A 17,800-nucleotide genomic window follows, 5' to 3' on the forward strand; every position below is an offset into this window, starting at 1 on the left:
CACCAAGCCGAAATTCCCCTTCGTCGGCCAGCCGACCGGCACGCGCCAGCATGGATGCCACCGCAACAACCAATTCGCAGAGCCTGATGAGGCGATACGAGCAGTATATGCTTCTGGCGCGAGAGGCCGCCCAGACCGGTGACCGGATCGAGGCCGAGAACCTCTCTCAGCACGCGGAACACTTTTATCGCACGGCCGCCCTGCAGAGAGCTGGCCAGCCACAATGAACACGAAGCCAATGTACACCGCTCCTGAGAGCAGGGATGAAAAGGCGTGGCTTAAAATCCTTGCAAAATATCGCACGCCGCATGCGGGCCGGAGCGTATTTGAGCTGGCGGTCACAGCCATCCCGTTCGCCGCCTTCTGGACGCTGACCTGGTTGGCGGTCCACTACGGCTTCTGGTGGGGTTTGGTCCTGATCATGCCTGCAGCGGGATTTCTGCTACGGCTATTCATGATCCAGCACGATTGCGGCCACGGCTCCTTTTTCGCCCGGCGGCACTTCGATGACTGGACAGGCCGTGTTTTAGGCGTCCTTACCCTGACCCCGTATGATTACTGGCGCAGGGCGCACGCTGCGCATCACGCGTCAGCCGGCAATCTCGATGAGCGGGGCGTCGGAGACATCACCACTCTTACTGTGACGGAATATTATGAACGGTCTCGGTGGGGACGGGTCGGCTATCGCCTCTACCGGCATCCACTGGTGATGTTTGGCATAGGCCCGGCTTGGCTCTTCCTGTTTCAGCAGCGCCTGCCGATGGGCATGATGCGCAATGGCATGCTGCCATGGGTGTCGACGATGGCCACCAATGTCGCAGTTGTCGCGATTGCCGCGCTCCTGATCTGGGTGATCGGCCCTGTCTCCTTTCTAATCGTCCACCTACCGATTGTCCTTTTTGCCGGTTCGATTGGCGTCTGGCTATTCTACGTGCAGCATCAATTCGAGGAGACACACTGGTCGAAAGAGCCGGAATGGCAGTTTCCAAAAGCCGCCCTGCACGGTGCTTCGTACTATGATCTGCCGCAACCTCTGCGCTGGCTGACTGGCAACATCGGCATCCACCACGTGCACCATCTCTCAAGCAAGGTCCCCTACTATCGCCTGCCGGAGGTCGTACAAAACCACCCGGAACTCGGCGAAATCGGCAGGATCACGCTGGGGCAAAGCCTCAGATGCGTAAAGCTAGTCCTGTGGGACGAAAGTAGTCGGCGGTTGATCTCCTTTCGTGAGGCAGCCGGTATCGCACGGGTCGCCGAGGAAACTCATTGAGATCTGCCCACAGGATACCTTTGCAGAAAAAATTGTGCGGCGCAGCATTCGCGCCCATATACGAACGAGTGTCCTATGATGGACAGAGGAGACGGACGTGATCCAGCAAAAAAATTCTCGCCAGCTGACCGAGCTGAAGAACTTCGGTTCGAACCCCGGCTTGCTCAAATGCTGGCTTTATCTGCCGACCATCCTTGCTCCCAAAACGCCGCTCGTTGTCGTCCTGCACGGATGCACGCAGAATGCGGCGACCTATGACCACGGTTCCGGCTGGTCAAAGCTGGCGGAAGAAAAAGGGTTTGCGGTCCTGTTTCCCGAGCAGCAGCGGGCGAACAACGCCAACCTGTGTTTCAACTGGTTTGAGCCGGGCGATATTCGGCGCGATGCGGGCGAGGCTCTGTCAATCCGTGAGATGATCGGCCACGTCGTTGTGTCGCACGGAATGGATCCTGACAAGGTCTCCATCACCGGACTGTCGGCCGGAGGCGCAATGGCGAACGTCATGCTGGCAGCCTATCCCGAATTGTTTGCGGCCGGCGCGATCATCGGCGGGCTCCCTTATGGGATCGCTTCAGGTGTGGGGCAGGCATTCGAGCGGATGCGAGGCCATAAAGCCCCGAGCGTCAGCCAGTTGCAATTGGCCTTGACGACCGCGGCAATCAAGCTGGGGGACTACCCACGTATCTCTGTGTGGCACGGAACACATGACCAGACGGTGAAGCCCGTCAACGCAGAGCAGATCGTCCAACAGTGGGCCGGCGTGCACCACGTCTCCGGCACACCTGATGTGATCGAAACGATCAATGGCCATAGTCGTAAGGTCTGGCTCGATGAACGCGGCAGGCAGGTCATCGAGGTCAATCTCATCACGGGCATGGCTCATGGTGTTCCTTTGTCATTTGCGGCTGAAGCTCCACTGGGAAATTCCGGGCCGTTTATGCTGGAGGCAGGTGTTTCGTCGACCGCACGTATTGCCAGGTCTTGGGGTCTTGCCGATGATGCTGATGTCGCCATCGCCGAAGGCGCATATCAGCGTGGCCCGGAGTTCACAGCCGCGCCCTCAGGCATTGAAGCTGTGATCGCCAAGGCAATGGCCTATGCAAAACCCGGCCCGGCTCGCGATGCCGCAGGTCGCGACGAACAAGGTGTTGGCAAGGTGATCAACGATGCGCTTCGTGCAGCCGGGCTGATGCGTTGATTGAACTGGCGCGGCGTGCAGAAGACAAGCTGTTGCCCCAGGTCAAGGGCGGGGGTTTTGCCGTCAACTTTCAGGGGTTCGCTCTTCATGCCGATGCTTGGTATTCGTCACCGTACTACCTACAATTTTCGACAGACCGTATCGTTGTCGACGCACCGCCTTATGCTCAGGCCGCGCGAGGGCCGCGAGCTCAGGCTGCTGAGCCATGAAATTTCCACTTCCCCCGAGGCTGAGCTAAGCTGGTCGCAAGACGTATTCGGCAATATAATCGCTTTAGCGACATTTCAGACGCCCAGCGACAGCCTTGTTGTGAACAGCTCGGCGACCGTGGATTTGAAGGCACCGGCGTGGCCCGTGTTCGACATCGCGGCTTCGGCGATCAACTATCCCTTCCTCTACCCAGAGAGCGATTGGACAGACCTTGGAGCGCTAACCGTTCAGCGCTATGACGATGCCGAGCACCGCCTCGCGACATGGGCGCGCGGCTTCGTCGCCGGCAGGCCTACGGATACACTGTCGCTCCTCAAGGATATCAGTCTGGGTATCGCATCGGCCATTGCCTACCAGAGCCGGGAAGAGGAAGGCACGCAAGCGCCGCTGATCACCCTTGATCGGCGTTGGGGCTCCTGCAGGGACCTTGCCGTGTTATTCGTGGAAACTGTCCGCACCCTGGGCTTTGGCGCCCGGATCGTCTCAGGCTATCTGTTCGATCCGGACAGCTCCCTCACCGGTTCCACGGACTGTGGATCGACGCACGCCTGGGCAGAGGTCTTCCTTCCAGGCGCTGGCTGGATCACATTCGATCCGACGAACCGCAGTATGGGCAGCGCCAACCTGATCCCGGTCGCCGTGAGCCGCGACATCGCCCAGGCCGTTCCGGTTTCAGGGAGCTTCGCGGGCGCGGCGGACGCGTTCCGGTCGATGGACGTGACCATAGAAGTAAAAGCAATCGTCTCGGCATAGGCCAGGCGGCACGAGAACGATCGTATTGGCTTGGCTGATTTCGAGCCTCGCCCACCCTTCGCTCATGATGGAGACCGAAACCCTGGCCCATCTATTTGCTGACTGTCATGAACTGAGAGGCGGGGGATCGGTGCCTTCGTTTAGAGGAAGCAGCTCCTTTCGCGGCAGCAGCATTGTGATACCATCCAAGCGATCTAACGCGCGCTCTCCAAGCTCAGACGCTCTAATAGTGAAAGCACAATCACCGGCTCGGACGGCAATGGCGCGAAAGCCCGTACTTTATTTAAGCAAGGCGCATTTCATTTTTTTAAGCTGACGAACTTAAGTATGCGCGTTTAATCACCCTGGGGACATTGAAAGGTGACCAGCTGCTGGCGGCGTGAAGCATTCGGCCCACACGCTCCATCGGCAGATAGGCTTTCTCAGGCGCGATCATAGGTGAACGACGTCAGCAGGGTCGTGACGAAGTTACTTGCCCGTTCCTTGACCAAGACTTCCGTCCATTCATCAGTGCCGCGCAGCCTGAGGTCAGAGTGGATGCTATCCACCGCTGCCTCCTCGATCCGTTTGATATGTGTTTTGAACGCTGCCTCGCCGCCAGAGTGATACATGTCACGGATGACCATCCGCAAAATTTCCTGGATCGCGATCTGCCAGGACGTGTTGATCGCCTGGAGCTCATTTTTATCCGGTACCATGGATGCTCCTATGGTGGTAGTGGTCTCACCTCGCCATCGAGATGAGCAAGGCGAAGGGCCAATCGATCGATGGCGGCGAAATTACGCTCGTCTTGCCTTCCGATTGGCGTAGCGCCGATCGCGTTCGGCCTTTCGCTCCGCTTCGTCATTGACGACCTTCGCTATGCGGTCGGCATCAGCAAGTGCAGCCGCATCCGCCGCAGTCTGCCGGTCTACTTCCTCGGTTGCGAGCCGGTGACGTTCTTCCACCTTCAAGCGCTCACGTTGGAGACGGCGCATTTCCCGGGCAGAAGCAATCGCTGCTCGTTCTTCCCGTTTGGCGACCCTGGCGGGCATATCTGCGACCTGTGCGGCACGGTAGGCGTTGACAAGGTCTTTTCTAGCATCCGCTGCTGCGGTGCGCCGGTCAACAAGGTCAGTGGTTTTAGGCTTCTTCAAATTTCATCCTCATAAGGTTGTTGCCCGTTGATCATTTAGATCTGGCGCGCTTCGCTAGAACACCGGAGGTCGCGCGCGGCGCGATCGTCCATTTCCTTCGCCAAGCGCGCTTCGCGAAGCCTCAATGTCTTCGCATCACGGGCCTTATCAGTGGACTGAACTTCTTCCACGGCCTTGTGCTTCGCAAGAAATTGCGTCTGGACGTTGCCAAAGGCGATTTCCGCCTGCTGGCGGGATTTGCTAAATCTCTCTGTCACATGGTTCCGATCACGTGCCCGATGGACGGGCGAAAAAGAAAAAGGCCAGGCAGAACGCCTGGCCTTGAATTGATAACGTGCCTCCGGCAATGCCAGTACATCCGTGGTCAAAGGGACAGCAGCTACCGAATTATGCGTTCTGCAGATTGCAGGCCGACATTTTGCCGGACTTGTTGTCACGCTCGAGCTCGAAGCCGATTTTCTGGCCTTCGACGAGTTCGCGCATTCCGGCGCGTTCGACGGCAGAGATGTGGACAAAAGCGTCAGCGCCGCCGTTGTCAGGCTGAATGAAGCCGAAGCCCTTGGTGGAATTGAACCATTTTACTGTGCCTGTGGTCATGATGAACCCTTTCAAAGCATAGAGTAGGGACCGCTAAAGCAACGCTTCGCGGACGGTGATAACGACTATTTTTGAGAGGAAGTTCGCTTAGAACGCGGTGCCAATCGCGCAGTAGACAAAGTTCGGCAAGCAAAAGATCGATGAACACATCAATAGATTATTTTCCTACATGGGTCAACTAATCTTTTTCCGCTTAAAAATTATTTGCGTCCATACCAATCAAAAGAAAATGATTTTCTTGGAATTGTGCGCTTGATTGATCTGCATGATCTTTCCGAGTTGGCCTGATGGTTTCGATCATAGGGTCGAAGAGGAGGAGTTGCGCCGGGAACTAGCAGGGAGTTGGTCTCGCGAAATTCCGACGATGGGATCGTGTCCCAAGGAGTGGTGTAGCTGGATTTCATAGCCATCGGTGATTTCCGGTAGGGTCGGGTTGCTTATGACCACCCTTAGGGACACTATCGATGACCGATGACATGATGAACCTGCGCTCACTCGTTGAGAAGAGCGCTGATGCCGATTTGCTGCGCGAGATGATCGGCTTTGCTGCTTTCGATGGCGCGTTCGGACGTAGCCAAACATGGTGCGTCCTTTCACGTTGGGTCGGAAGCGGGGTCACTTCCAGTCGGAGCCTCCCGTGAAAGGTTGGCCTCGATGGGGTGTTATGCGCCGGTTAAAGTACAAGCGCAACGTTCCATTCGTGATCACTTAAGTCTAGCTAATAGTGATCTCTGCTGTGTCTACAAATGTCCGATATCGGACATTTATTTTGCTAGAGCGGGAACATCGTCTCGCACAGACAGTTCGTACCCGTCTGGCCCTCAATATTCCTGTATCGCGGGGTCTTTCACCAGGGGCCTGCCTGAACCCTGAGCAGGCTCCTCTTTATCTCCGCGAGGTTGGCCTGTGCGCTACCATTTCCACATCCTGCACCTCGACCACACAATTGAAGACGAAGACGGCAGAGAATTCACCACATTTCTTGAAGCGCGCAATGCCGCCGAGAATAGTCTCCATGGGCTCTTGGTCGATGCGCTTGGCACTGCGCGTCGCTGGACGATCAGCGGTATCCAGATATGCGCGGACCGCAGCGAGGTGGGCGTTGTACGGGTCGATGCTGTGATTGCAAAACTGTTTCGCGATAGATGATCAAGCACAACGGCCAAGTGGATCTCACCTTGATCGCCGATTCAAATGAGTTGTTGCGTTCGCAGTGCACAAGCCTAGGGTAGTTCGGTCGGCAGCCACGTAATCGGGCACTGCCGCTTGAGAGCGCAGTGCTCCCGCCCCAACTTGGGGAGAAGGACAATGCTCCTTACTGATCGGCTAGATCACAACGGCAGATTTTCCTCCTATGATCTCGATCGCTTGAAACTCGAGTTCGAAAATTGGGAGATCCGGGCCTCTGAGTCAGCTCGGCAACAGCTCAGCGCAGACGGCTGGATGTTGATGTTTTGCGCGCTTGACACGTTTTCTCACCTCGACACCGGCACCTCGCCGGCGCACACATTCATGCAGACTTCAGCTAAGCGGGTACCGGCGGTGTCTCTTGTTTGGTCGCGCGGGGCGCAACGACGTTGCGAACGACCGAATTGGTTTGAATGAACATGAAGTGCGTTCGGTACAAACTAAGAAATCTGAGATTTGCGGAGGGCAAAGCCGCGAAAGTGGATGAGTGGCTAACCAAACAGAAAGTGATTGTTGCCAAGTCGCGCGGCAACGGCAAACCCGTTGACCTGGACAAAGAGTTGCTGCTGCGGCTCTACGACCTCAAGCGCCGCACCATCGATCGCTTGAAGCGAATCGAAGCGGCGCTAGACGCCAAGTCATAACGCCAGGGCAACACTGAGGCGCAACCTAACCAAGAGCGGGAGGTTATTATGGACCTGCGACGAATGACCGAAGACGCGTGTATATCATTTCTCGAAAGGCACACCTTTGGACATCTCGGATGTCTGGGGGAAGACTACCCATATGTGATCCCCGTTCACTACGCATATGATGCCAACAAGGTTTTTATGTTCTCGATGGCGGGGAGGAAAATCGAATACCTGCGGCGCAGACCGCTTGCGAGCCTGCAAGTTGAAGAATTGGCGAATGACAGAAATTGGACAAGCGTGCTTGTTCAAGGCCACTTCGATGAACTGCCGGACACGCCCGAGCGGCGCAATGAACGTATTCATGCGTGGGCCTTATTGCAGAAACGCCCATTCTGGTGGGAGCCCGGGACCTTCGAACTAAGCGCGGGAAGAGAAACGGCTAGCGGCGGTCCGATCTTCTTTAGCTTGTCGCTCGACGTGGTGTCCGGACGCCAGTCGAACGCGGCACCTGGGAGTGGGCGATAGCAGCGTTTTCAACCCTGCGTAAGCCGCGCGAAGCCTCCATTAATTTGAACGCTGGACAGGGTAGTCCTTCAAACATGGCCGCGGTTGGAAACGTGCCATCGGAAGTCTGGCTTCCATGGCTTGTCTTATGCTGGTTCAATCTCGGGCGTTTACTCCCGGCACTTCAGGCCAGTGCGCGCAACCGTACCGACGCCAATGAAAATTCCCCGCCTTGATCTTGAGCCTGTCGATATGACCGTGGAAAGGAACATATCGCGTGGAGCGAAAACCGGCTTCATAGTATCTTGCGGATCCGGACCGTCACCATGGACGAACTGGTCACCGCGGCCGGCCGGCAATCTGAACGCCTCATTGCGATCCGCCAGGACGACCAGATCATTCTTTAAAAGGCGTACAGAAGCAGGAAACGTAAGTTCAAACCGAAAAGCCGCCGTGTCAAACGGCGGCTCTCTTTCGACGGCGGATTCGCATCTGCAGTCCTTTCGTTTCAAGTTGCGATGGACGCTTGTCCGTGCCGCGACCGGGTGCCGGTTACCAGTGGGATTGACCAGCAACCGCTACGACAGCAACAAGACCAGCCAACGGCGAGGGTTCTTGCGAGAGGACGTCATAAGCGCAGGGTGCAGCAAAGATGATAGCCGCCAATGTGCCCAACAGGATATGTTTCATCAAGATCTCCTGGGTGTGCTCAAACGACTGTCAGAGCAACGTTGATGTTGCCGCGTGTTGCCTTGGAATAGGGGCAGGTCTGATGAGCTTCGTCGACGATCAACCGAGCGAGCTCCGGGTCCAGACCCGGCAGGCTGATATTGAGGCGGGCCTGCAGAAAATAAGCATCGCCCGTCATGCCGAGATCGACTTCCGCATCGACGACTGTATCGGCGGGAAGATGGAGCTTGCGCTTGCCGGCGGCAAGGCCCATCGCGCCGATGAAGCAGGCCGACCATCCAGCTGCAAAGAGCTGTTCGGGATTGGTTCCCGCATGGACGCTGCCCGGAGGCGATAGCTTCACGACGAGCTGCTCATCGCTGCTGCGGGCTGAGCCATCGCGGCCGCCGGTGGTGCGGGTCTTGCCGGTATAGAGAACATTTTCAATCGTGATCATGGGAGCACTCCTTGGTTTGATGCCGCGACCTGCGACATCTGGTGACGGAGTGGTTTTGACCCTTTGACGTATCCCCTATGTTTCTAAAATCGGCCGAACTGTATCAAAGCGTACCGTCGGCAGATCTCGATACTTCGCATACAAAGCAGGAAGAAAATCAGTTTGCCCGAATGTTGACTTCGGCTGCCAAGCCTCCGCCGTCACGATTGTATATCCGGACGGAACCGCCGATTGCGGCCGCCAGCTGCTGGGCGATGGCCAAGCCGAGCCCTGTGCCGCCAGTCTCGCGATTGCGGGACTGCTCCAGCCGGAAAAACGGCTGCATGGCAGCTTCCAGCATGGCATCCGGGATACCGGGACCACGATCCATCACCGTGATGGCAATCTCACCCTCGTTCTTCCGCTCGACGCTGATTTCGGCGCTACCTGCAAATTTCAACGCATTGTCGATAAAGTTCGTGAGAATGCGGCGAAGGGCATGCGGTTTGGTCGATGCAATGCCCTGCACGAGACCGGCAACGCTGACGGCCTTGTCCATGTCCTGATAATCGTAGGCGATGCTGTCGATAAAGGACGAGAGATCGATGCGCGAAAATTTCTCGCCATTGCCATGCGCACTGCGGGCGTAGGCGATCCCATCCTGCACGAGCCGCTCGATTTCACCCAGATCACGGATCAGTTTGTCCCTCTCGGGGGAATCGTCGACCATGTCGGCGCGCAATCGCATACGCGTGATCGGCGTCTGCAGGTCGTGTGATATCGCCGCAAGGATCTGCACCCGCTCTTCGAGGTAGTGGGAAATCCTTTCACGCATGGCGTTGAACGCGCGTGCCGCATGCGCCACTTCGCTCGGACCCCGCTCGCTGAGCGGCGGCCCCTTCTTGTTGGGATCAAGCGCGTCGGCGGCGGCCGCGAGCGCAGCCAACGGGCGGATCGCCTGACGCACGGCGACCCATGTGCAGAGCACCAAGAGCACCATCTGAATGGCAAAGACATAGGGCAGCCATGCCGCGAGCGGCATCGGCGGCCGCGGCGTAACATCGATCGTCAAAGGACTTCCGTCGCTCAGTGTCAGATGCGCCTGCAGGCGGCTGATATCGCCGGGGATCGATTCCATGCGGATCGGATAGGTGCCGCCGATCGCCTCCTGGATTCGACCGCCGATTTCCTTACCCTTGCTAGAATTGTCCGGCACGCCCTGTAGTCCCGGCCCAAGCTCAAAACGATAGTTGCCGCGGCTTAGTCGGTCGAGCAGGTCGGCGCGCTGATCCGCCGGCAGGCGGTCGAGAACAGCAATTGAGGTTGCGACGTCGCTTTCCAGTGTGCCAAGCATGACGGCCTTGGCCGACATGGAACGCTCGACGAACAGGACCGTGAACGACAGGCCATAGGCAACAGCCAGGCCCAGCAACAAAATAACGAAAAGCCGAGCCCGCAGGGTGCTCGGCCAAAATCCGGAGCGAATAGCAACAGCTGCGCTCATGATCTGGCCTCTTCTATCGCCACCGGAACAGCAAAGACATAACCTTCGCTGCGCACCGTCTTGATATAGGTCGGCTCACGCGCATCATCCCCCAGCCGCTGGCGAACGCGGCTAACAAGCAGATCGATCGAGCGGTCGAAGAGTTCGGCATCGCGGCCTTGGGTCAGGTTTAACAGCTGATCGCGGTTAAGCACCCGTTGCGGATGATCGATGAAGACGCGCAGTAGCCGGTATTCGGCGCCGCTCAATGCAATCTCGGTCCCGTCCTTGTCGAGAAGGTGCCTTCCGACCGTGTCGAGGCGCCAGTCGCCGAAACGGAGCCACTGTCCGGCCTCCGAAATCTGCAGGTTCGGCGGCAGCGCACGCGTGCGGCGCAGCACAGCTTTGATGCGCGCCAGGAGTTCGCGCGCCGCAAACGGTTTCGGCAGATAGTCGTCGGCGCCCATTTCGAGACCGATAATCCTGTCCATTTCGTCGCTGCGAGCCGTCAGCATCAAGATAGGCGTCGCCTTGTGCTTGCCGGCGCGCAACTCGCGGCAAAGCACGAGCCCGTCATCGCCTGGCATCATGACATCGAGCACTATCAGATCGACCGTGTTGCCTTCCAGAAAGCTGCGCATCTGGCGTCCATCGGCCGCGACGGACGTACGAAGTCCGCTCTTCGTCAGATAGCTCGAAACCAACTCGCGGATTTCACGATCGTCATCAACGATCAGGATGTGGTCGATATGCTCCATGTTCGAACTTCCGGGTCCTTCTATCGGTCAGGCGAAAGGCAGACTCGCCGCTTTCTCTTTTGACTCTGAATCGGCAGCCGCGAAACAGACAATTCTGTTCGCGGCTGTCAGGACAGGTTTTAGAAGCGATCGACGTCCAGAACGGCCTGGGCAAAGGCCTGTGGTGCTTCTTGCGGCAGATTGTGGCCGATGCCGCCCGATATGGTGCGATGCTCGTATCTACCGGTGAACTTTTTGGCGTATGCTGAAGGATTTGGGTGCGGCGCGCCGTTGGCGTCGCCCTCCATGGTGATCGTCGGTACGGTGATGACCGGGAAAGCAGCAAGCCTCTTTTCGAGTTCATCATACTTCCGCTCGCCGTCGACGAGGCCAAGCCGCCAGCGGTAATTGTGGATGGTGATGGCAACATGGTCGGGATTTTCGAAGGCCTTGGCCGAGCGATCGAAGGTCGCGTCGTCGAAATCCCACTGCGGCGAGGCGAGCTTCCAGATCAGCTTGGCAAAATCGTGCGTATTCGCGGCATAACCTTCGCGGCCACGCTCGGTGGCGAAATAGAACTGATACCACCAGGAAAGCTCGGCCTCTGGTGACAGTGGCTTCTTGTTGGCCTCCTGGCTGCCGATCAGATAGCCGCTGACAGAAACCAGCGCCTTGCAGCGTTCCGGCCAGATCGCAGCCAGGATATCGGCGGTGCGGCCGCCCCAATCGTAACCGCCGATGACGGCGCGCTCGACCTTCAGCGCATCCATAAAGGCAATGATATCGGTGGCTATTGCGGCCTGCTGGCCGTTGCGCGGTGTATCGGCAGAGATGAATTCGGTCGTGCCATGACCACGCAAATAGGGGATCAGCACCCGGTAGCCGGCATCGGCGAGCACGGGAGCCACATCAACGAAACTGTAGATATCGTAGGGCCAGCCATGCAGCAGCAGCACGACCGCGCCATTGGCGGGACCGACCTCGGCGTAACCGACATTGAGCTCACCGGCCTTGATTCGCTTCACCGCCGCGAAAGATGCATGCGAACCGGCCTTGACGGCCGGTGCGGCTGCCTTGGCGGCAGCAGCGCTGCTCAGGCCGAATTCGACCGCTGCCATTGTCATTGCGGCAAGACCAAAGAAGTGACGGCGCTGAAGATTGATTTCGCTGGACATTGTCTCTCTCCGTTTCGAGTTAGTGACATGGAGAAAACAACCGGCATGTATCCCGAGTGTTTCGGATATCCGCTATTATTGCGTACGGATGTAGCCTCCGGCCTGCGAGATACATTCTGATACAGTTGGCTGCTTCCTCAAACGGAATCTGCTCCATCTGCTTCAGCAGGGCTGCATTCAGGCGCTCTTCCTACACTTCGGTACATGTTGCCTCCAAACCGGACACATCCGAGATACATCGCCTCGATCAGATTGGCGCAGTTGCTGGTCGGGCCACATCGCCGTCCAGAGCCCGATCACCCGGTTTCAAAGGAAGCGACGATGACACTCCTTATCATTGCCTATCTCGGAGGGGTGCTGACCATATTCAGCCCCTGTATCCTCCCCATCCTGCCTTTCGTCTTTGCCCGCGCGGGGCAGCCTTTCGTGCGCGGTACGCTGCCGATGCTGATCGGTATGGCCACCACCTTTGCATTTGTGGCGACCCTTGCAGCCATCGGCGGAAGCTGGGCAATCAATGCCAATGAATATGGTCGCCTCGCCGCGCTCATCCTGCTTGCGATCTTAGGCTTAAGCCTGATTTCGCCACGTATCGCCAGCTTGATGACCCAACCGGTCGTCGGTTTTGGTAACCGCCTGCTAAACGCTTCCGGCAAGCCCGGTGCTGCGCCGACCGCCGCAAGCGCGCTGATCCTCGGCGTCGCGACCGGGCTTCTCTGGGCGCCTTGCGCTGGCCCGATTCTCGGTCTCGTGCTGACTGGTGCTGCCCTCCAAGGCGCCAATCTGCAGACAAGCCTCCTGCTGCTCGCCTACGCAACCGGCGCCGCCACTTCGCTGGCAATCGCGCTTTCCGTCGGTGGAAAAATCTTTGCCGGATTGAAGAAATCGCTCGTCGTCAGCGAACGTATTCGCCAAGGCTTGGGCGCCGCCGTCATCGCCGGTGTCGCCGTCATCGCACTTGGCCTCGACACGGGGCTGCTTTCGCGGCTCTCCTATGCCAGCAGCGCGTCTTTCGAACAAGCGGTCCTGGACAGGCTGAATGTTGAGCCAACCGATGGCATTCCGCCGGAGGTTGCGAGCAACGACAAGTCGATCGGTCTTGCCGATGCGACCAAACCCTTCCGCAGTGATTTGCCTGTTGCGGGCCCCGCACCTTCACTGGATGGCGCCGTCGAATGGCTGAACTCGCCGCCGCTAACGACGGAGCAGCTTCGCGGCAAGGTCGTGCTCGTCGATTTCTGGACCTATTCCTGCATCAACTGCATCCGTACCACGCCCTACGTTCGGGCCTGGGCCAACAAGTACAGGGACCAGGGTCTGGTTGTCATAGGCGTACATGCCCCGGAATTCGCCTTCGAGAAGAAAATCGACAATGTTAAAAAGGCCGTCGGCGATTTCCGGATCAACTATCCGGTCGCAATCGACAACGACTACAGAATCTGGCGCGCATTCGCCAACAGCTATTGGCCGGCTCACTACCTGATCGATGCCAAGGGCCAGATCCGGTACCATCACTTCGGCGAAGGCAATTACGGCCCGACCGAACAGGCAATCCAGGGCCTGCTGCACGAGGCTGGCAGTGAAATGGCCGAAAGCGCGCCGGTTGCACCTGACGCAAAAGGTGTGGAGGCCAGTGCGGACCTGAAACATGTCCGCTCGGGTGAAACCTACATCGGCTATCAACAGGCCACCAGTTTTGCCTCGAACGAGAGAATGCGTGCGGATGCGAGCAGGGACTATTCGGTCACCGAACCGCGTCTCAACCAGTGGGGCCTTTCCGGTAAATGGACCGTCGGCGCCGAAGAGGCGACCCTCGATCGGGCGGGCGGCAGTATCGCCTATCATTTCAGCGCCCGCGACCTGCACCTCGTGCTCGGCCCAGGGGCAGATGGAAAGCCGGTCCGATTTCGAGTGACGGTCGACGGCAAGGCGCCCGAAGCCAACCGCGGCAGCGATATCGATGCGGATGGAAATGGCACGGTAACCACGACGAAGCTCTACCAACTGGTGCGCCAGACCGGCGAAGTGGACGCGCGCACCTTCGAGATCCGCTTCCTCGACCCCGGCGTCCAAGCCTACGCCTTCACCTTCGGCTGAATCCTCCACCTAACCTAAAAAGACAGGAGCACCACCATGAAACGCAACTATCTCTCCACCCTCGCCCTTGCTTTCGTCACCAGCGCCATTGCCTTCGTGGCCCAAGCGGCCGAAGTGAAGAACATCGTCATCGTCCACGGCGCTCTCGCCGATGGTTCTGGCTGGCGCCAAGCAACCGAAATCCTCGAAAGGCGCGGCTTCAATGTCACGATCGTGCAGGAGCCGATCACTTCGCTCGCCGACGATGTCGCCGCAACCAACCGGGTCCTCGACCTCCAAGACGGCGCGACACTGCTCGTCGGCCACAGCTATGGCGGTATGGTCATCACCGAAGCCGGCAACAGCCCTCATGTCGCGGGTCTCGTCTATATCGCGGCCTTCCAGCCGGACAGGGGCGAAAGCCTTATCAGTCTCGCGAGCTCCAAGCCGGCCGGCGGTATGAATATCCGCGAGACGAAGGACGGCAAATATCTCTTTCTCGATCCAGCCGCCTTCGCCAACGACTTCGCTGCCGACCTGCCGAAGGACGAGGCCGCCTTCCTGGCAAAATCACAGGTCTTCGCATCCAGGGACGCCTTCTCCGCAAAGGTCGGCGATCCCGCATGGAAGACCAAGAAAAGCTGGACGGTTGTCGCCACCCAAGACCGCTCGATCAATCCTGATCTCGAACGGGACATGGCAAAGCGCGCCGGAAGCCATGTGACGGAGATCCAGGCAAGCCATGCCGTGTTCGCATCGCAGCCTGAAAAGGTTGCCGAGGTTATCGAAGCCGCGGCGCGGCAGATTGGCGGCCAATGAGCAACAGCACTCGCGACATCCTCAACCTTCAACATAATTAAAAAGGAGATAGCCATGAAAAAATCACCTGCAACGGTCGCCGTCCTATTGTTCGCAATCATTGGAGCGGCATCATCGCCTGCGTTCGCCGTAGAGCCCTTGCGACGCACCGATCTTATTAAAAACGACATCGATGTGCCTGGCCACGAGGTCGTGCAGGTTCGTGTCGATTTCTCGCCCGGGGTGTTGGCCGCCAGGCATTCCCATCCCGGTGAAGAAATTGCTTTTGTGATTGAAGGAACTCTCGAATACACATTAGACGGGCGCGCGCCGGTCATCCTCTCTGCCGGTCAGTCGCTATTCATCCCGACCGGCGTTGTACATTCAGCTCGAAACGTCGGCACCGGCAAAGCATCAGAGCTCGCAACCTATATTGTGGAAGACGGAAAGACCCTTGTGGTTCAGTCAAAGTGAGAAGCTGCGCCGAATGCGCGGGAGCTTTGGCTTCCCGCGCATTCGACGAGATGCGTTGGCTATGTCCGGCAGTTTCAGGAAGCGAACAGTCGTTCACCCACTTGCAGTACCTGTTTCTGCGACAAAAGCGAATATCGGGTATGCCGACATTCACTCGTACGCGTAATCGCACCAATCTCCACGACTTGCTGAAGGTCACTTGTCGCTAAGCGCGGCCTGGTCTAACGGTCAGACGGGGCGCGGGCTTTTCGGCATTTCGTTGGGAATACGCCCCATGGCGACTCCTCTGATGGCCTGAAGAGATCGCGAAGTCTTTGGATCAATTAGATCCGGGCGCCACCCGTGGCATCAATGATCTGCCCGGTCGTCCAGCGGGCATCGTTCGATGCAAGGAAAGCGATCACATCTGCAATGTCGTCAGGACGGCCGACACGCGAGAAGACCGACAGTGCCTCGGCGCCGGCGCGGGCATCCGGCGACGCCAGCCATTCGGCATTCATGTCCGTTTCGGTAACCCCTGGCATGACCGCATTGACGGTGATCCCGCGGACCGCGAAGTCGGGCGCCAGTGCGAGCGTCAGGGTCTCCAGCGCGCCTTTGGAAGCAGCATAGGCCGGGTGGGTGGGTGCTGCGATCCGGGTGAACCCTGTGGAGACGTTGATGATGCGGCCATTGTTGCGAATATGATCGGCTACCGCCTGGATCAGGAAGAATGGCGCCTTGTAGTTGATAGTCATCACCTCGTCGAAGACAACCTCGCTAGTCTGTTTCAACGGGACCGCAGGCGCAATGCCCGCATTGTTGACTAGAATATCGAGCCCGACCGATCCCGTTTGCGCACGCGCCGCGTCGCTGAACTGTGTCCAGAGGCTGTCGGCCGCCTCCTTGCCCTGGAGCAGATCAGCCTTTACCGCGACGGCCTTGACGCCCAGTTCCTCGATTTCCCGCACGGTGGCTTTGGCCGCATCCGGATTGGCGGTGTAGTGCACACCGATCAGCGCGGCACCTTCCTTTGCAAAAGCGAGCGCGACCGCCCGTCCGATCCCCCGTGAGCTTCCGGTGATAAGCGCAATCTTGTCTGCGAGTTTCCTGGACATGATCTACTCCGTTGCCAATTAAAATAGTGATCGCTATATTAAGGGTGGAAACATATCTGTCAACAATTAAATAGGGACCACTATTTTAATGGAGCCGGTTCGTAAACGAGGAAGGCCCCGCGTGCTCGATCGCGACACCGGGCTCGACATCGCGGCACGCCTGTTCTGGGAACGAGGCTACGAAGGGACGTCGACCGCCGACCTGACCAAAGCAATGGGGATCAACCCGCCGACGCTCTATTCAACCTTCGGTTCGAAAGAGGAATTGTATCGACAGGCGCTGGATTTCAGCATCGCCCGCGAAAGCGGTTGCCGAGGGGAAATCCTGGCATCCGCCCTGCCCGCTTATGAGGCACTCGGTCGCTACCTTTACAATATTGCCGATGGCGATACCCAGCCGGACAAGCCCGCGGGCTGCATGGTCTCCACCGCAGTTCTGCAGCATGCGGAAGAAAATGCCTCGGTCGCTCGAATGACGGCAGCCCTTCGAGAGGCATCGATGCAGGTTCTAAAAGCCCGCTTCGATCGCGCCGTCAGCGAGGGCGAACTGCCAGCCGGGACTGATACCGACACGCTGGCACGCTTCTATGGAGCGATCATTCAGGGCATGTCGGCCCAAGCCTGCGATGGTGCTTGCAACGCGCTTCTGAAACGGCTGATCGACGTCGCCCTGACAGCCTGGCCCGGGAAACGCACGACCGTCACCGGAAGCTTGGATTGAAGACCCGTCAGCCACTTATTGTCACCGCGAGGATAGCCGAGAGGGATATCGAGCCGTTCGATCGCCTTCGGCAGAGGCATTTTCCCCCGGACCGCAATGTTCTCGGCGCGCATCTGACAGTGTTTCACAGGCTGCCAGGCGAGTATCGTGACAGGATCTGTAAAACGCTTACTAACGTTGCGGCACAGGCGAGAGTAACGACAGCGACGGTCAGCAGCCTCCGACACCTCGGCGCAGGCGTCGCCTTCATCGTCACATGCCCAGAGTTGGAGGACATCCGAGCAGGACTGAAGGCCGAGTTCGTCGCGTGGCTGGGCTCGCAGGACGTTCAGACCTGGCGGCCGCATATCACAATCCAGAATAAGGCGCCGAGAGCAACCGCCGACGCGCTCTATCGCGACCTGACCACGAGCTTAGAACCCCACACCATTGAAATCCTCGGCCTCGATCTGTGGAACTATCTTGGGGGGCCGTGGGAGCATTTGAAATTTTTGCCTTTCGACACGCGGCCTTTGGGATGAGGGCAAAACGGAATATTGCCAATCATGCCCGGAACCGGGCGAAAAACTCTTAAATGTCAGGTGGGCGAATGGCTCTCCGGCTTCAGTCAACGCGACCGGAATCACTGGTCCCTCGGGCATGT

General features: G+C 58.2%; 22 protein-coding genes and 1 pseudogene. 14 read left to right on the forward strand and 9 right to left on the reverse strand.

Features of this window, described 5'->3' with window-relative positions:
* Positions 1 to 50 precede the first annotated feature (50 nt).
* From J2X43_RS28455 to J2X43_RS28470, 4 genes are all read left to right on the forward strand, one after another.
* Positions 51 to 227, forward strand: a complete 177-nt coding sequence (locus J2X43_RS28455) for a DUF4167 domain-containing protein (RefSeq protein ID WP_112386791.1) — start codon at positions 51 to 53, stop codon at positions 225 to 227.
* Positions 224 to 1,273 carry a fatty acid desaturase gene (locus J2X43_RS28460; RefSeq protein WP_310300586.1) on the forward strand — a complete coding sequence of 350 codons (1,050 nt, stop codon included), beginning with the start codon at positions 224 to 226 and terminating at the stop codon, positions 1,271 to 1,273. The genes J2X43_RS28455 and J2X43_RS28460 overlap by 4 nt, the downstream gene beginning before the upstream one ends.
* Before the next feature lie 97 nt (positions 1,274 to 1,370).
* Entirely contained in the window at positions 1,371 to 2,471 is a 1,101-nt protein-coding gene (locus tag J2X43_RS28465) for a PHB depolymerase family esterase (protein ID WP_310300589.1), read from the forward strand.
* Between the two features lie 87 nt (positions 2,472 to 2,558).
* Positions 2,559 to 3,434 (forward strand): transglutaminase family protein, encoded by an 876-nt coding sequence (locus tag J2X43_RS28470; RefSeq protein WP_112386788.1) that lies wholly within the window; start codon positions 2,559 to 2,561, stop codon positions 3,432 to 3,434.
* Positions 3,435 to 3,856: 422 nt separating this feature from the next.
* Here J2X43_RS28470 and J2X43_RS28475 read toward each other — a convergent pair whose 3' ends face one another.
* The 4 genes and pseudogenes from J2X43_RS28475 to J2X43_RS28490 form a co-directional block, all read right to left on the reverse strand.
* A complete protein-coding gene (locus tag J2X43_RS28475) occupies positions 3,857 to 4,132 on the reverse strand; it encodes a hypothetical protein (RefSeq protein WP_112386787.1) in 276 nt (91 codons plus the stop codon).
* Between the two features lie 81 nt (positions 4,133 to 4,213).
* Complete coding sequence (locus tag J2X43_RS28480) at positions 4,214 to 4,570, reverse strand: DUF6481 family protein (protein WP_112386786.1); 357 nt, start codon at positions 4,568 to 4,570, stop codon at positions 4,214 to 4,216.
* Positions 4,571 to 4,601: 31 nt separating this feature from the next.
* Positions 4,602 to 4,827, reverse strand: a pseudogene (locus J2X43_RS28485) (hypothetical protein).
* Between the two features lie 130 nt (positions 4,828 to 4,957).
* A complete protein-coding gene (locus tag J2X43_RS28490; protein ID WP_037135461.1) occupies positions 4,958 to 5,167 on the reverse strand; it encodes a cold-shock protein in 210 nt (69 codons plus the stop codon).
* Positions 5,168 to 5,631: 464 nt separating this feature from the next.
* Between J2X43_RS28490 and J2X43_RS28495 the strand changes: the two genes are divergently transcribed.
* From J2X43_RS28495 to J2X43_RS28515, 5 genes are all read left to right on the forward strand, one after another.
* Positions 5,632 to 5,808, forward strand: coding sequence for a hypothetical protein (locus J2X43_RS28495; protein WP_162698873.1), 177 nt, complete (start codon positions 5,632 to 5,634; stop codon positions 5,806 to 5,808).
* 265 nt (positions 5,809 to 6,073) lie between these two features.
* On the forward strand, positions 6,074 to 6,316 hold the full coding sequence (locus J2X43_RS28500; protein WP_112446017.1) for a DUF6894 family protein: 243 nt from the start codon (positions 6,074 to 6,076) through the stop codon (positions 6,314 to 6,316).
* Between the two features lie 159 nt (positions 6,317 to 6,475).
* The gene (locus J2X43_RS28505; protein WP_112386783.1) at positions 6,476 to 6,772 is read left to right on the forward strand and encodes a hypothetical protein; all 297 of its coding nucleotides are present in this window, start codon (positions 6,476 to 6,478) and stop codon (positions 6,770 to 6,772) included.
* Positions 6,769 to 6,999 carry a hypothetical protein gene (locus tag J2X43_RS28510; protein ID WP_112386782.1) on the forward strand — a complete coding sequence of 77 codons (231 nt, stop codon included), beginning with the start codon at positions 6,769 to 6,771 and terminating at the stop codon, positions 6,997 to 6,999. Before J2X43_RS28505 ends, J2X43_RS28510 begins: the two co-directional genes overlap by 4 nt.
* Before the next feature lie 48 nt (positions 7,000 to 7,047).
* Positions 7,048 to 7,512, forward strand: a complete 465-nt coding sequence (locus J2X43_RS28515; RefSeq protein WP_112386781.1) for a pyridoxamine 5'-phosphate oxidase family protein — start codon at positions 7,048 to 7,050, stop codon at positions 7,510 to 7,512.
* A gap of 688 nt (positions 7,513 to 8,200) precedes the next feature.
* Here J2X43_RS28515 and J2X43_RS28520 read toward each other — a convergent pair.
* The 4 genes from J2X43_RS28520 to J2X43_RS28535 form a co-directional block, all read right to left on the reverse strand.
* Positions 8,201 to 8,617, reverse strand: a complete 417-nt coding sequence (locus tag J2X43_RS28520; RefSeq protein WP_310300596.1) for an organic hydroperoxide resistance protein — start codon at positions 8,615 to 8,617, stop codon at positions 8,201 to 8,203.
* 157 nt (positions 8,618 to 8,774) lie between these two features.
* Entirely contained in the window at positions 8,775 to 10,100 is a 1,326-nt protein-coding gene (locus tag J2X43_RS28525; protein WP_310300599.1) for an ATP-binding protein, read from the reverse strand.
* The gene (locus J2X43_RS28530) at positions 10,097 to 10,837 is read right to left on the reverse strand and encodes a response regulator (protein WP_112515398.1); all 741 of its coding nucleotides are present in this window, start codon (positions 10,835 to 10,837) and stop codon (positions 10,097 to 10,099) included. The genes J2X43_RS28525 and J2X43_RS28530 overlap by 4 nt, the downstream gene beginning before the upstream one ends.
* Positions 10,838 to 10,956: 119 nt before the next feature.
* Entirely contained in the window at positions 10,957 to 11,991 is a 1,035-nt protein-coding gene (locus tag J2X43_RS28535; RefSeq protein ID WP_310300603.1) for an alpha/beta hydrolase, read from the reverse strand.
* Between the two features lie 321 nt (positions 11,992 to 12,312).
* Between J2X43_RS28535 and J2X43_RS28540 the strand changes: the two genes are divergently transcribed.
* The 3 genes from J2X43_RS28540 to J2X43_RS28550 are packed head-to-tail and all read left to right on the forward strand — an operon-like array spanning position 12,313 to position 15,339.
* Positions 12,313 to 14,088 carry a cytochrome c biogenesis protein DipZ gene (locus J2X43_RS28540; protein ID WP_310300606.1) on the forward strand — a complete coding sequence of 592 codons (1,776 nt, stop codon included), beginning with the start codon at positions 12,313 to 12,315 and terminating at the stop codon, positions 14,086 to 14,088.
* A gap of 36 nt (positions 14,089 to 14,124) precedes the next feature.
* Entirely contained in the window at positions 14,125 to 14,886 is a 762-nt protein-coding gene (locus J2X43_RS28545) for an alpha/beta hydrolase (RefSeq protein WP_310300610.1), read from the forward strand.
* A 54-nt stretch (positions 14,887 to 14,940) separates the two neighbouring features.
* A complete protein-coding gene (locus J2X43_RS28550) occupies positions 14,941 to 15,339 on the forward strand; it encodes a cupin domain-containing protein (protein WP_112386774.1) in 399 nt (132 codons plus the stop codon).
* 323 nt (positions 15,340 to 15,662) lie between these two features.
* Here J2X43_RS28550 and J2X43_RS28555 read toward each other — a convergent pair whose 3' ends face one another.
* Positions 15,663 to 16,436: an SDR family oxidoreductase gene (locus J2X43_RS28555; protein ID WP_112386773.1), complete on the reverse strand. Its 774-nt coding sequence runs from the start codon at positions 16,434 to 16,436 to the stop codon at positions 15,663 to 15,665.
* 88 nt (positions 16,437 to 16,524) lie between these two features.
* Between J2X43_RS28555 and J2X43_RS28560 the strand changes: the two genes are divergently transcribed.
* Positions 16,525 to 17,157, forward strand: coding sequence for a TetR/AcrR family transcriptional regulator (locus J2X43_RS28560; RefSeq protein WP_112386772.1), 633 nt, complete (start codon positions 16,525 to 16,527; stop codon positions 17,155 to 17,157).
* The gene (locus tag J2X43_RS28565) at positions 17,154 to 17,678 is read left to right on the forward strand and encodes a 2'-5' RNA ligase family protein (protein WP_112386770.1); all 525 of its coding nucleotides are present in this window, start codon (positions 17,154 to 17,156) and stop codon (positions 17,676 to 17,678) included. The genes J2X43_RS28560 and J2X43_RS28565 overlap by 4 nt, the downstream gene beginning before the upstream one ends.
* Positions 17,679 to 17,800 lie beyond the last annotated feature (122 nt).

Origin of the sequence: Rhizobium sp. BE258, from assembly GCF_031457345.1 — a bacterium.
Lineage (GTDB): Bacteria > Pseudomonadota > Alphaproteobacteria > Rhizobiales > Rhizobiaceae > Rhizobium.

Excerpts from the sequence above, each read along its gene's own strand:
- J2X43_RS28455 (WP_112386791.1), top strand. The coding sequence starts at position 51 with ATGGATGCCACCGCAACAACCAATTCGCAGAGCCTGATGAGGCGATAC.
- J2X43_RS28460 (WP_310300586.1), top strand. The coding sequence starts at position 224 with ATGAACACGAAGCCAATGTACACCGCTCCTGAGAGCAGGGATGAAAAG.
- J2X43_RS28470 (WP_112386788.1), top strand. The coding sequence starts at position 2,559 with ATGCCGATGCTTGGTATTCGTCACCGTACTACCTACAATTTTCGACAG.
- J2X43_RS28475 (WP_112386787.1), bottom strand. The coding sequence starts at position 4,132 with ATGGTACCGGATAAAAATGAGCTCCAGGCGATCAACACGTCCTGGCAG.
- J2X43_RS28490 (WP_037135461.1), bottom strand. The coding sequence starts at position 5,167 with ATGACCACAGGCACAGTAAAATGGTTCAATTCCACCAAGGGCTTCGGC.
- J2X43_RS28495 (WP_162698873.1), top strand. The coding sequence starts at position 5,632 with ATGACCGATGACATGATGAACCTGCGCTCACTCGTTGAGAAGAGCGCT.
- J2X43_RS28505 (WP_112386783.1), top strand. The coding sequence starts at position 6,476 with ATGCTCCTTACTGATCGGCTAGATCACAACGGCAGATTTTCCTCCTAT.
- J2X43_RS28510 (WP_112386782.1), top strand. The coding sequence starts at position 6,769 with ATGAACATGAAGTGCGTTCGGTACAAACTAAGAAATCTGAGATTTGCG.
- J2X43_RS28515 (WP_112386781.1), top strand. The coding sequence starts at position 7,048 with ATGGACCTGCGACGAATGACCGAAGACGCGTGTATATCATTTCTCGAA.
- J2X43_RS28520 (WP_310300596.1), bottom strand. The coding sequence starts at position 8,617 with ATGATCACGATTGAAAATGTTCTCTATACCGGCAAGACCCGCACCACC.
- J2X43_RS28525 (WP_310300599.1), bottom strand. The coding sequence starts at position 10,100 with ATGAGCGCAGCTGTTGCTATTCGCTCCGGATTTTGGCCGAGCACCCTG.
- J2X43_RS28530 (WP_112515398.1), bottom strand. The coding sequence starts at position 10,837 with ATGGAGCATATCGACCACATCCTGATCGTTGATGACGATCGTGAAATC.
- J2X43_RS28535 (WP_310300603.1), bottom strand. The coding sequence starts at position 11,991 with ATGTCCAGCGAAATCAATCTTCAGCGCCGTCACTTCTTTGGTCTTGCC.
- J2X43_RS28540 (WP_310300606.1), top strand. The coding sequence starts at position 12,313 with ATGACACTCCTTATCATTGCCTATCTCGGAGGGGTGCTGACCATATTC.
- J2X43_RS28545 (WP_310300610.1), top strand. The coding sequence starts at position 14,125 with ATGAAACGCAACTATCTCTCCACCCTCGCCCTTGCTTTCGTCACCAGC.
- J2X43_RS28550 (WP_112386774.1), top strand. The coding sequence starts at position 14,941 with ATGAAAAAATCACCTGCAACGGTCGCCGTCCTATTGTTCGCAATCATT.
- J2X43_RS28555 (WP_112386773.1), bottom strand. The coding sequence starts at position 16,436 with ATGTCCAGGAAACTCGCAGACAAGATTGCGCTTATCACCGGAAGCTCA.
- J2X43_RS28560 (WP_112386772.1), top strand. The coding sequence starts at position 16,525 with ATGGAGCCGGTTCGTAAACGAGGAAGGCCCCGCGTGCTCGATCGCGAC.